Source organism: Acinetobacter gyllenbergii, assembly GCF_001682515.1.
In the GTDB taxonomy this organism is placed as follows: domain Bacteria; phylum Pseudomonadota; class Gammaproteobacteria; order Pseudomonadales; family Moraxellaceae; genus Acinetobacter; species Acinetobacter gyllenbergii.
The window spans coordinates 271,228-283,789 of the sequence record NZ_KV575263.1 but is presented as its reverse complement, the minus strand read 5'-3'; the positions used below and the strand labels follow the sequence as shown (position 1 = coordinate 283,789).

Sequence of the window (12,562 nt, the reverse complement as noted above, 5' to 3'; positions counted from 1 at the left end):
TGTCACCACTATATTTCTTTAAAAATAATTTACAATCATATAGTTATATCAATTAATTTATTACTATTCTGTTTTTAAGATATAGCCACAGCCTGTATTTCCTGCATTAAAAAAATACTCAAGCAGTTATTTTTATGTCAAAATGAGAAAAATTATCATTCTCCACTTTTTCTACACATTTGCTTGCTAAATTCCACTTGTATACAAAGTAGTCGTTTTGCTATAAATACATGGCAGCATGTGTCAAATTTTAATATTTTTGTAAAAAGTGTGACGTAGTTATACTTTTTTATTAAGATTTATGTTTAAATCGTATTATTAAAGCAATACTATAGTTGTTTGGTTAGTCTTGTAGACTCAAAATCATGAAGGGGATGTGAGCAATGCGAGCATTAAAATTGAAAAAAGCACTGAGCCTAAGCATATTTCTAGCAGCGTCTGTTCAAATGGGACATGCAGCGGCAATTAAAGAAACGAATAACATAAAAACCATTGATAAATCTTCTTCGAGCCTGATCGTAAAAGCGCTTGATCAGCAAAAACGTAATACCAGCATGTTGCCATCGACAGATGATGAATTAAAAATGCTGAATACAATTCGTACCACACCGACACAAACCTTCTTTGCCAGCCAACATGAACGTTTTTCCCGTTTCGTTCAAACTATATTCCAACCGCATACCTCTTAAATTTTAAATATGTGCCCCTTCACATATTTAAATCAAGCCTAGTCATGCCGTGACTAGGCTTTTTCGTTATAATCATTTCAATTTAAATTTAAGCTCCGATCATTTATGAAAGTTCGTACCCGTATTGCGCCGTCTCCTACTGGTTTTCCACACGTAGGCACAGCTTATATTGCGTTATTTAATCTATGTTTTGCCAAGCAGCACGGCGGTGAGTTTATTTTACGTATTGAAGATACGGATCAACTTCGCTCAACACCTGAATCTGAAAAAATGATTTTAGATTCTTTACGCTGGTTGGGTTTGAATTGGTCAGAAGGTCCAGATGTAGGTGGTCCACATGCCCCTTATCGCCAATCTGAACGTATGGGAATTTATAAACAGTACGCTTTGGAATTGGTTGAAAAAGGTCATGCTTTCTATTGTTTTGCAACCGCAGAAGAACTTGACCAAATGCGTGCTGAACAACAAGCGCGTGGTGAAACACCGAAATACGACGGTCGTGGATTAAAACTCTCACAAGAAGAAGTACAACGCCGTCTCGCTGCTGCTGAACCGCATGTGATTCGTATGAAAGTGCCTGAAGAAGGGATTTGCAAAATCAATGACCTACTGCGTGGTGAAGTGGAAATCCCTTGGGCACAAGTGGATATGCAAGTGCTGCTCAAAACGGATGGTTTACCGACCTATCACCTTGCCAATGTGGTCGATGACCACTTAATGGAAATCACCCATGTCTTGCGTGGCGAAGAGTGGTTACCCTCTGCACCGAAGCATCAATTGCTGTATCAATATTTCGGTTGGGACATGCCAACGCTGTGTCACATGCCATTGTTGCGTAACCCAGACAAATCGAAACTGTCTAAACGTAAAAACCCAACCTCAATCAATTACTATCGTGATATCGGTGTTTTACCAGAAGCCTTGTTGAACTATCTCGGTCGTATGGGCTGGTCAATGCCTGATGAGCGTGAAGTATTCACCCTAGAAGACATGATCCAAAACTTTGATGTACAACGTGTTTCTCTGGGTGGACCAATCTTTGACGTTGAAAAACTCAACTGGCTCAATGGTCAGTGGATCAAAGGATTGACACCTGGACAGCTTTTAGATCGTTTATTGGCATGGAAAAGTGATCGCAAAACCCTTGAAGATATTGCTGCTGCGATTCAACCGCGTATCAATTTACTTTCTGAAGCCGTGAATTGGGCAGGTTTTTACTTCAACCATATGCCACAAATCAGCAAAGAACAGTTTGAAAGCAAAAAATTGACCGAAGAGCAAGTGCGCCAGAGCCTACAATTTGCGATTTGGCGTTTAGAAAGTCAGTTTAGTTGGAATAATGACACGGTTAGCCAAACCTTGATGGACTTGGCTAATCAAATGGAAATCAAATTACGTGATTTCATGCCAGCCTTCTTTATTGCGATTGCAGGTTCAACCAGTTCAACGCCTGTGATGCAAGCGATGGTCACTCTCGGCCCTGATTTGACTTTTGCACGTTTACGTCATGCCCTAGAACTTGTGGGTGGACCAAGCAAGAAAGAGCTGAAAGTTTGGGAAAAGCTAAATGAATCACTAAAATTGCCGAAAAATGATGCAAATAGTGAGACTTAATCCAGTTTAGTGATTGACGTGTGAGCGCATTCCCCCTAATATTGCGCTCACACATTCTGGGGTCATAGCTCAGTTGGTAGAGCGCTACAATGGCATTGTAGAGGTCAGCAGTTCGATCCTGCTTGGCTCCACCAGATTCTCGAAATCACAACACGTGACCGAGATGAAGTTAGACTTTTAGTCATTTGTGTGTTGCCTCATCTGTCCCTATCGTCTAGAGGCCTAGGACATCGCCCTTTCACGGCGGTAACCGGGGTTCGAATCCCCGTAGGGACGCCATATTCTTATCTAATAATTATATTTTTCTCACAATCTTTCTCAATCAGATTGCACATTTTCGAATTTTCCATAAAATAGCCGCTTCTCTATGCTTGGACAAATTGTCGTATGCAATCTTCCAACTCGAATACGCATTCAGAATCAAAAACATTAAAACGTGCCATGAGCACTCGCCATTTAGTTATGCTTTCTTTAGGCGGTGCAATCGGTACAGGTTTATTTTTAGGTTCTGGTGAAGTTATCGCTCAAACTGGCCCTGTGGGCGCAATTATCGCCTATGTGTTAGGTGGTTTAATTGCCTATATGGTCATGCTCTGCTTAGGTGAGCTTGCTGTACACATGCCTGTTGCTGGATCTTTTGGTGCATACGCTCAAAAATATATTGGTCCAGGCACAGGTTATATGATTTCTTGGGTCTATTGGCTCACGTGGACGGCAACCCTCGGCACAGAATTTACCGCTGCGGCATTGCTGATGCAGGAATGGTTTCCACATATTTCGATGTGGATTTGGACCATTATCTTTGCAGTCACCATTTTAGGACTCAACCTCACTTCAACCCGAATGTTTGCCGAATCCGAATTCTGGCTGGCACTGGTTAAAGTCGTGACCGTGATTGCCTTTATCATTTTAGGTTTGTTGGCAATTTTCGGTTTGATTTCATTCAATGGTTATGAGTCAGCACCGTTATTCCATAACTTGACCGCACACGGCTGGTTCCCGCAAGGGCTAATCCCCATCTTTACCACCATGCTGATTGTGAATTTTGCCTTTTCAGGTACAGAGTTAATTGGTGTGGCTGCAGGTGAAACCAAAGATCCAGCTGAAAATGTGCCAAAGGCCATCAATGCCGCAATCTGGCGTTTATTGATTTTCTTTGTGGGGACCATCATTGTGATCAGCGCCCTACTGCCATTCCAAGTCGCTGGCTTAGGGGGAGAAGGGGTAAGTAGCAGTCCTTTCGTCACGGTATTTAACTACATTGGTATTCCTTATGCCGATGATATTATCCGTTTCGTGATTATTACCGCACTCCTGTCTGCTGCCAATTCAGGTCTCTATGCGGCATCACGCATGATGTGGTCTTTGTCAGATCAACGCCAGCTCCCAAGTGTTTTCTCACGCTTATCAAAAAGTGGTACACCGATTATTGCATTGGTCGTGACCATGTTTGGCGCGATTCCAGGTCTGTTATCAGAGCATTTTGCGCCTGAGACGATTTTTAAGAACTTATTGGGCGTTGCGGCATTTACCATGGTCATCGTGTGGATGAGTATTTGCTGGAGTCAATTTAACTTCAGACGCCAATGGTATAAAGCGGGTCATACAGCAAAAGATTTAAAATTTGCTGCTCCCCTTTATCCGATTGTACCGATCTTAGGCTTTATCTTCTGTTTTATTACAGGTTTAAGTATGGCAGCAGACCCTGAAATGCAAGCGGGCTTTATTGGCTGCTTATTATTTATCGCAGCTTGCTATTTAAGCCATTACGTTTTTTATCGTCATCGTAAATAAGCAATACGCAAAAAAATGCAGCTTAGACTGCATTTTTTTATGTCTGTTAAAACCCCCATTTTCTCGGTATTTTTTGCTTAACTGCTTATTTTTGATTATTTATTCCGCAACATGTTTTATTTTTAGACACTTATCCGCTTTTTTTAGATTTTCTTGAGAAAAGTGTTTGACACCCTATCTAATTCACCCTAATATACGCCCACCTCTGAAACGTCCCTATCGTCTAGAGGCCTAGGACATCGCCCTTTCACGGCGGTAACCGGGGTTCGAATCCCCGTAGGGACGCCACTAAATTCGAGGAAAAGCAAAGACAAAATCTTTGCCGAGAATTTAGGCCTAGCGATCAATATGTTTTACATACGACGCTCAGGTAAATTTCCTCAGATATGTCCCTATCGTCTAGAGGCCTAGGACATCGCCCTTTCACGGCGGTAACCGGGGTTCGAATCCCCGTAGGGACGCCAAATTCAAATCTACTGTAATCCACGGTAGTACACAAACCCTTGAATTCATTAAGTTCAAGGGTTTTTTGTTGTCTATAGCTATTCACAATATTTCCCCCAAATCTACGATTCTAAGCGGTATATTTAACGGTATATCTTAATACCGTTACGATACCGTTAAGGGGAAACAGTCATGTCGAGAGCAATAAATAGACTAACAGCCTTGAAAGTAAAAAATTTAAAATTTGATGAATCTACCAGTAATAAGTATACCGATGGTGATGGTTTATATTTACAGATCAATAAAAACGGTAGCAAATATTGGCGTATGGATTACACCAATCCAATTACTAAAAAGCGCAATACACTTGCTCTAGGCGTTTATCCAACGATTGCATTAGAACAAGCTAGAAAGCGTCGTGATGAAGTAAAGCTACAACTTGCAGAAGGTAAAGACCCAGCCAGCGAAAGAGATAGCAAACGAGAACAAGCTAAATTAAGCATGGTTAATGCGTTTAAGCTTATTGCTCAAGATTGGCTTGAACTAAGAGAAAAAGAAGGCAAAAAAGATAGTGAAGTTATACGACGTTTAAACAAAGATGTTTTACCTTTTATAGGAGATATGCCCATATCTCAAATTTCACTTGAGATTATTGAAAGTGAGGTAACAAACCGTATTGTAGAGCGTGGTGCGCTTGAATTAGCCCGTAAGGTTCTCATTTCAGTTAAGCAGATACTTGAGTACGCTAGACGTAAAAAGCTCATATTGATCAATCCAGCACATGACGTGATACTCCCCAAACCCATTAGTGGAAACTTTGCAGCAATTACAGAACCTACTGCCCTTTCAGAACTCATCAAAACCGTATGGGATGAGACTGATACTCGAATGACATTCGTTACCCGATGTGCAGTCAAAATATCTTTATTTATTTTTTCACGCCCAACTGAAATTAGAACAATAAAATGGTCTGACTATAACAAGAAGGATGGAACACTCAACATTTACCCTTTAAAGCAAGATGCAAGCAAGCCTAAAAGCTATTTGATTATTCCCTTACCAACACAAGCTATTGAACTTTTAGAACAACTCAGCTCACATACTGGACACCGTGAATACATATTCTCAAGTAATCGAGGTGAAGAGCCATTCATTAGTGAAAGTACAGTGAATGAAGCAATTAAACGTATTGGATTTAAAGGTGAACAAACTGCTCATGGCTTTCGCGCTACAGCAAGAACGATACTTGAGGAAGAACTTGATATTGAACCTGTTTGGATTGAAAGACAGCTTGCACACAGAGTGAGAGATGCTAACGGAGAATCCTATAATCGCACTAAGCATGTGAAAAACAGAAAAGCTATGCTACAGATATGGGCTGATTATCTAACCCAAACATTACTTGAATAGATGGTGATAACTGTAATCAAAAAATATCCACTTTCAACTATCATTCATCGTTACGAACAACAGAAATATAAATAGAGTGACTTAAAAACAGAGTAACGCTGAATGATAGTATCCAACCGACTGCATGATATTAGGTACACAATGAAAGTAACAGAGGGCGTGGAGTATGGTTATCCATGAATACGATTTAAGCCTGAAGTGGATACTCGACCATAAATAACTCCCCCTTAAAACGGAGTATATGAGGGTATGGGGGCAAAAATCAGGTATCTCCCGTGTTCATTACTCATACACTTAGGCTATATCATACTAGGGCTTTAACCCAAAAAATATATCATACTCTATATTACTCTCATTTCACTTTAGAGCAATTTAAAAATAATGGCATGAATGATATATGAAACATTACTAAATGGCTGTATGAAGCTTATAGTACTCACAACATGCATATTAGTTACCACTCTTAGTTGATTACAAAAATTCTATCAATTTGACATCCCCACGCTACTAATATATATTAAATATTAATAAAAATAACTCCCTATGATTTCACATCTTCTATTATTCCAACATCATTATCTTAAAATACCCCATACCTCAGTTATTATAAAAACTCATTCAACACTATAAAAACCCCACCATATATGATTTTTATAGTAGTACAGCTATGACGTGTATTATATAGATATATATACTTATATCTATTCCTTCTACACCTCATCACCTTACCAACAAACTAATAATTAAGAGAAATGAAAAATGATTAATCCAAAATACTTATTAAAAACCACAACATTTAAAGGCTATGAAGTAAATCCATATTACTCACTAAGAAAGAGTTCATTAGAAACCATACACTCTTCAATGCTTTGGTCTTTAAAGAACATATCAAAGCCTAGAGCAATGCACATCACTATAGGACTTACAGATAAAGATACTTTTAGTATTGAGAAATTTAACCGTCGTCTAAAATCTAACTTTAAAGATGAAGGCTTAGTACACCTCTATAGCTTCGAACTATCAGAGAATGACAACCATCACCTACATTGCATGTTCATCTACAATGCTGAAGCACATCGTAGCTACTACACTGTTTATAAGATGATACATGAGTGTGCTATGTTGGATGGAGTAAGAAAAGAAGTAGTAGCAATAGAACGGAAAAGCTGAAGAAGTCAGATGGACTATTGCTTATCAAGAAGGTAAGAACTTTCCTGTACATTACCTCAGAACAGAAGAACAATTCATTGATGCAATGTACAGATATAGTTATCTAGCTAAGGTTGATGACAAAGAAGGCATAAGACATAAAGGTTTTGGAGTCATTAAAGTTTCAACTAAATCAAGATAAAATGGTTATTTGATTGCTTATAGTACTTATGCACTCTCTATAATTAGAAGGTGTATGCCTTATAAATCCATCTTTATTTTTTTTGTAATTTTATCCACATCATCATTAAGTTTTGTCAGATACTTTTGTGACATAAAACTAGGAATTTCTATACCATCAAGAAATAAAGTTTCATCATAAACATATCTTAATTGTACAAATCTTATTTTAAAAATATAGTTATCCATTAATTCAGAATATTTCTTCTTATTTAAATAAGCTATTAACACACCCTTAGTAAAGGCAATATAATATCATTAAGTTTAAAACAAATTTTAAAATATTCATCACTTACAGATTTAAAAGGATCATCCGTATAACCTGACACCAAATATAATGCTGTTATTTTTCTATCTAGCTCATCAAAAACTACTGTTAGGTTATCAACTTCTCTTTTAAACTCCTCTCTTCTAATGTTTAGTAGATCTTGAAAATTAACATCCTTATAAATCTTATGAAGTATCGTATAATTATTATTCAATTTCAATCTCATAATTGATCTATGCAACGCAGAAAATGAAGATCGTACTTCTATCAGTAAATCTAATGACTTCTCATGATGGGCTTGAGCTTTCCAATCAGTAAATAATATAATTGCTGCATAAGGAGCTAAGATACTCATTACTATTGAAAATACATCCTTTACGAAAGAAATATTTATGCTATTTCTCTCCCACACATAGGCAACTCCACAAATAGTAATACTTACAATCATGCAGATGACAAATGCTACTAAAATTTTATTGATTAGCTCTTTTTTCATAAAATAAAACTTGCTACAAGGATGCCCATTTGAATCTATGAGATCACACATTGAATTAGTATTGATATATCATTTTACGAATATAAAAACATAAAATCCAATAATTTAACTAATTTTCAAAACCTTATACCAAAACCACATCTTTACATTAAAGTTCAATGCCATTCATATATCGTATATCAGTAGTATTTTTTTAGTAAATACCTGCCTTCTTATCGGAAATAATCAAGCACTATTTTCAATGTACTAAACTTATTAGTTACATATAAACTATTTTTTAGTTTGATTTATTTTTGTTATTCTTATGCCGAAAATTAAAACAGGAACCATAATGACAAACCCTATTTTTCTACAAGACCTTCCTATTGAGCAATTAGAAAAGCTTTCAGAAAATGATATCCAACAGATTTCAAATGCTGAACAACTCTACTGGAACAACAAACCTCATACGATCTACTATGTAGCTGTACATGGGGCAAAATCCCAAAATGGTGGCTTAGTCAATACATCTTCTAATACAGTAAAACTTAGCGGGTTACCTATTGCTCGTGTCGGTGATGAAGTCATTTATGCAGATGGTACAATCTCCAAAATTACTTCTGGTGCTGGCACAGCATGTATTGTTGATGGATCACCAGTTGCTTTAGTTGGTAGTCACATAGAAAATGGAGATGTGATTATTGAAAGCCCAAATACTACTATTGCTATTAGAATTTACAAGGATCAACCAATACCTGAAAACTTTTTAAATCATGAATAATTTTTAAGAGCTGCTTAGAATGAAAGGTTTCGCTATTCATAATGCACCAACTAATCATGGTGGTATCATTCCAGCCACTCAAATGCAAAGTTCACAAATGGGAAACTTATTTGTGCGTGCTGGAGATGGGCATTTTTGTCCTAAATGCAAATGCTGGTCGACAGTCATTAAAAGCCATGATCATGTGATTTTTGATGGCAAGCCCGTGGCGTATGTCGGGGATAAATTGACATGTGGAGCGACTATTCAACCACAACAGTCCCATGTTGTAGGAGAAAGTGGTAGTTCTTATAGCCAATCATCAAATAATACAAATACTTCTAATTTTGCCCCCACTCTTCAATATGGTCAGAGATTCTTATTGCAAGATGAGGTAACAGGAGAACCTTTGAGTAATGTATGTTACGAAATTGAGAAAGGTGGAAATATTATTCATGGGAAAACGGATGCAAATGGCTTTACAGATTTAATTACTAGCGAGAATAAGGAAGAAATCCAGATTCATATAATATATGAGGAGCATGACCATGACTGATATTTTTAAAAATAAGTATGAAATTGATACTCGTGAAAAAATATTTTCAATGAGTGAAACCTTAGAGGAAATAAAAAAGAATGGGCCAGTGCCAACAAAAACAATAAATATTGTGGCAAGAAGAAGACTAACTGACAGAGAAATTATAATGTGTAAATCAGTCTTTAAAGATTCTATTGACTATAAAAAAATTTGGATCGTTATGGGAGGTTTCGTACAGAGTTTATCTGGTAACGCTATCACCCCTTTTGGATATTTTATTACACTACCAAGGCAGGATTATATAAAAATTAAGGACTTTACAGAAGCACGACCTGAACTAAAACACTGGTTTATGCATGAAGTTACACATGTCTGGCAGAATGTATTAGGCTTTCAAGGTATGAGTAAAGTAAAACGTGTTTGCCGTGGTGAATATTTTAAAACCGTTAAATCTCCTGATGCGAGTAGCGGTGAAGATATATCACCATATGCAACAGATTTAAGAGGTAGAGACTTATATAAAAAATTTAATGAATTTAACTATGAACAACAGGGCCGTATTATAGAGCTTTATTTTGATGCTAAGTTTTTAAAATACTCAGATCCCCACAGACCACATCATCGGCTTAGCCTTAAATTAGAACCTTATGTCTTATTTACTTTAAAGGAGTTTTTAGAAAATCCTAATGACAAATCACTATTGCCGTGGGGTTAAAAAAAATCTATGAAATTACTATATTTACTACTTTTTATTAGTAGTACTGTTAATGCATCTCCAAACTCAAAATTATATGTAAAAATTAAAGATAATGATGTATGTGTATTTACAAAAGTAGACTATGACAAAGCATATGAGAATCAGACCTTAATTTATATGGGGAAAGTAGATGGAATTAACGCCTTTCATTCTTCATATTCAAAAACTTATTTGAATCTTAAAATGCCTATTACAGAAGAAAACTGTATTAAAATTAAATCTTCTGAATTTAAAGAGCCTCTTACATATGATGTTGTCCTTGAAACAGGCCGATCATATGCTCAAAGCATTTGCGTAAGTAGGACCAGTGAAGGTAAAACTATATTATTAGAAGCTAAAGCAGATCTAGAGAAAGGTATATATTGTGGCACTAACCAATATGATTACTCTAGCAATAGCCTTTGGACTAAATTTAAAAATCTCTATTATTGGTTAGTTAGCTTATTTTAGATCTTTAAAATTCAAAGTACTTTCCATTAAATTACTTTATTTATATGGTTAAGTAGGATCACCGCTTTGCTGCACATACAAAAGCAATGGCGATAACACAGTATTGTAGAATCATCAAAGGTGGGAAGAAAACATGGGTTAAAGTCCATAAACAGGCTAAAGGAGCAACTATCCATCTCCCACCTGATCCAGAAGCAACAATGATACTAAAGATGAGGACTTGATAAAAAAGAACTCCTCCACCAATAATAAAAAGAGTAAAAACTGCAAACATCTACTAGCCTTATATTCATATTTACTGAAGTTAGTTGAATTGATGGAACCCATTTAATTCCATCAACCATTCTTATAATTGGAATTATGGATTTTCATTTACTACAAATAATGCTGCTTTTTCTTTACCTTCAAATTCAGCATTATCTAAATAAGGATATTCTTCATTTTGAGCTTCACTCAAATTTCCATAATCCACATAAGTATTTTCTTTTAGTACTTTCCTTAGATTTTTAATAGTAGTATCAAAAACAACTATTGTATCACCAGCATAGCCACATCTATCTTCACCGCTAATATTACATACACCACGTTTTATCCCAATAACATCTAAACCAAAAAGTTTTACCCCTTTCACCTTCCATGTAAAAAATTCGTCAGTCTTCTTAGCTGGTGTATAAAAACGTATCCCTCGTCCTAACCAATAGTCGATGTTTCTACGTGTAAAATTCTCTATTGATTTATAAGGTATAGGGACATAACCATTATTATTAAATGTAGAAAAGTGGCTTACATAGCCATTGTAATTTGATGACTCTGAAAAACTATTTGGTTTTTCAGATACTAATGCATAGGTGTTTCCATCGAATTGATACGTTTTTCGAATATTGTAAGGAACAACTTTTGAGGAGTTACTGTGTGATTTTCTTGTATAATTTTCACCCTCATAAAAGACTTCTAAATCATATACACCTTTATTTTCACTATTCTTATTTAGATGATAGAATGAATTAAAAATATATTTAGGAGTAATATCACCCCAACTTTCAGCAGAAAATACAATTTCATCATTTAAGTTTATATTTTTAATTTTTTTATCTTCTTCATCTATCAAAATAATATTAGGAATATGTGCTTCATCACCTCCTCCACCATATGGAAGATCTATAATAAATCCTTTAAATTTATTCCCCATATCTAGAGGTTCAGTATCCATAATATTTTTATAGGTTTGAGCAAATATCTCTCTCATTCCATTCCCCAACCCATCTTTTTCAGTCTGTGCTATAAGTTCATACTCCTCCTCAGACTTTTTAAATAAAAATAAATCTAGAGAACTCGACTGGTCAGAAAGATCAGAAATCGTAGCATCTTGATGTGAAAAAGCGACTAAATAGCGCTCTTCACCATTACTTTTATAAGTTTTAATACCTTTGTACTGGTATGCCGAAAGCACATCATCTAAATAAGCAATAAACTTAAACTCGCTGTTCTTTGCTTTATTGAAATTTTCTAACTCTTCTTTATTCTTTATGCTATTTTTATCGACAGGTTTATATAAAATATTAAATAAAGCTTGAGCATCATTCAAATTCTTAACTCGAACTTTATTATTTTCATGCTCAAAAGTGGTAGGAGCTGTTTGAGTCACAACGCCTGTAGCAGCTTGTGGACTTTTTCCAGCATACAATTGATAAGTGTATATAGATACGCCTAGCGTACAGGCAACAATGCCTAAAGTTATTTTATTAAATTTCACTATGAAGTCCCTTCGTTATTTATGGTGGCAGAACGAGAAAGGGTTAGCAGACTAGTAATAACTCAAACTAGCACACCCGAAGGTGTCCCTCTCCCGTCCTACCGCAACGGGAAAGGGACGAGTAGTCACCACACAAGGCTATTCCTCAGAAGAAAAAGCTCTGATGCGGGAGTCATTAAACGGTCTGCTAAAACCGACTGACAATGTGGTCAGCGAACTGA

At 36.2% G+C, this 12,562-nt stretch carries 12 protein-coding genes and 4 tRNA genes; 13 read left to right on the top strand and 3 right to left on the bottom strand.

The genetic code is table 11. The annotated features are described in order from the left end of the window. Nucleotides 1–383: 383 nt before the first annotated feature. From NG55_RS10465 to NG55_RS10425, 9 genes are all read left to right on the top strand, one after another. Nucleotides 384–689, top strand: a complete 306-nt coding sequence (locus NG55_RS10465) for a hypothetical protein (RefSeq protein WP_016660116.1) — start codon at nucleotides 384–386, stop codon at nucleotides 687–689. Nucleotides 690–794: 105 nt separating this feature from the next. Next, a complete protein-coding gene (gltX, locus tag NG55_RS10460; RefSeq protein ID WP_065343210.1) occupies nucleotides 795–2,303 on the top strand; it encodes a glutamate--tRNA ligase in 1,509 nt (502 codons plus the stop codon). A 58-nt stretch (nucleotides 2,304–2,361) separates the two neighbouring features. Beyond that, nucleotides 2,362–2,437 (top strand) — tRNA-Ala (locus NG55_RS10455). A 69-nt stretch (nucleotides 2,438–2,506) separates the two neighbouring features. Further along, nucleotides 2,507–2,582, top strand: a tRNA-Glu gene (locus NG55_RS10450). A gap of 108 nt (nucleotides 2,583–2,690) precedes the next feature. Continuing rightward, the gene (locus NG55_RS10445; RefSeq protein WP_016542710.1) at nucleotides 2,691–4,097 is read left to right on the top strand and encodes an amino acid permease; all 1,407 of its coding nucleotides are present in this window, start codon (nucleotides 2,691–2,693) and stop codon (nucleotides 4,095–4,097) included. Nucleotides 4,098–4,309: 212 nt separating this feature from the next. Then, nucleotides 4,310–4,385: transfer RNA gene (locus NG55_RS10440), tRNA-Glu, on the top strand. A 100-nt stretch (nucleotides 4,386–4,485) separates the two neighbouring features. Continuing rightward, nucleotides 4,486–4,561 (top strand) — tRNA-Glu (locus NG55_RS10435). Nucleotides 4,562–4,733: 172 nt separating this feature from the next. Next, nucleotides 4,734–5,951, top strand: a complete 1,218-nt coding sequence (locus NG55_RS10430; RefSeq protein ID WP_065343209.1) for a tyrosine-type recombinase/integrase — start codon at nucleotides 4,734–4,736, stop codon at nucleotides 5,949–5,951. Between the two features lie 759 nt (nucleotides 5,952–6,710). Further along, the gene (locus tag NG55_RS10425) at nucleotides 6,711–7,121 is read left to right on the top strand and encodes a hypothetical protein (RefSeq protein WP_065343208.1); all 411 of its coding nucleotides are present in this window, start codon (nucleotides 6,711–6,713) and stop codon (nucleotides 7,119–7,121) included. A 443-nt stretch (nucleotides 7,122–7,564) separates the two neighbouring features. Here the strand turns inward: NG55_RS10425 and NG55_RS10415 are convergent, their stop codons facing one another. Beyond that, on the bottom strand, nucleotides 7,565–8,104 hold the full coding sequence (locus NG55_RS10415; protein ID WP_141669895.1) for a hypothetical protein: 540 nt from the start codon (nucleotides 8,102–8,104) through the stop codon (nucleotides 7,565–7,567). A gap of 331 nt (nucleotides 8,105–8,435) precedes the next feature. Between NG55_RS10415 and NG55_RS10410 the strand changes: the two genes are divergently transcribed. From NG55_RS10410 to NG55_RS10395, 4 genes are read left to right on the top strand one after another with little or no spacing between them, the layout of a single operon-like run. After that, the gene (locus NG55_RS10410) at nucleotides 8,436–8,864 is read left to right on the top strand and encodes a PAAR domain-containing protein (RefSeq protein ID WP_009513186.1); all 429 of its coding nucleotides are present in this window, start codon (nucleotides 8,436–8,438) and stop codon (nucleotides 8,862–8,864) included. Between the two features lie 19 nt (nucleotides 8,865–8,883). Beyond that, nucleotides 8,884–9,399, top strand: coding sequence for a PAAR domain-containing protein (locus NG55_RS10405; RefSeq protein WP_065343205.1), 516 nt, complete (start codon nucleotides 8,884–8,886; stop codon nucleotides 9,397–9,399). Then, nucleotides 9,392–10,096, top strand: coding sequence for a hypothetical protein (locus tag NG55_RS10400; protein ID WP_065343204.1), 705 nt, complete (start codon nucleotides 9,392–9,394; stop codon nucleotides 10,094–10,096). Before NG55_RS10405 ends, NG55_RS10400 begins: the two co-directional genes overlap by 8 nt. A 9-nt stretch (nucleotides 10,097–10,105) precedes the next feature. Further along, nucleotides 10,106–10,588, top strand: a complete 483-nt coding sequence (locus tag NG55_RS10395) for an NF045616 family extracytoplasmic (lipo)protein (protein ID WP_065343203.1) — start codon at nucleotides 10,106–10,108, stop codon at nucleotides 10,586–10,588. A gap of 58 nt (nucleotides 10,589–10,646) precedes the next feature. On the opposite strand, the gene NG55_RS20580 is transcribed toward NG55_RS10395, so the two are convergent. After that, the gene (locus tag NG55_RS20580; RefSeq protein ID WP_081408990.1) at nucleotides 10,647–10,862 is read right to left on the bottom strand and encodes a hypothetical protein; all 216 of its coding nucleotides are present in this window, start codon (nucleotides 10,860–10,862) and stop codon (nucleotides 10,647–10,649) included. A gap of 84 nt (nucleotides 10,863–10,946) precedes the next feature. After that, nucleotides 10,947–12,341 (bottom strand): hypothetical protein, encoded by a 1,395-nt coding sequence (locus NG55_RS10390; RefSeq protein ID WP_065343202.1) that lies wholly within the window; start codon nucleotides 12,339–12,341, stop codon nucleotides 10,947–10,949. Between the last annotated feature and the right edge of the window lie 221 nt (nucleotides 12,342–12,562).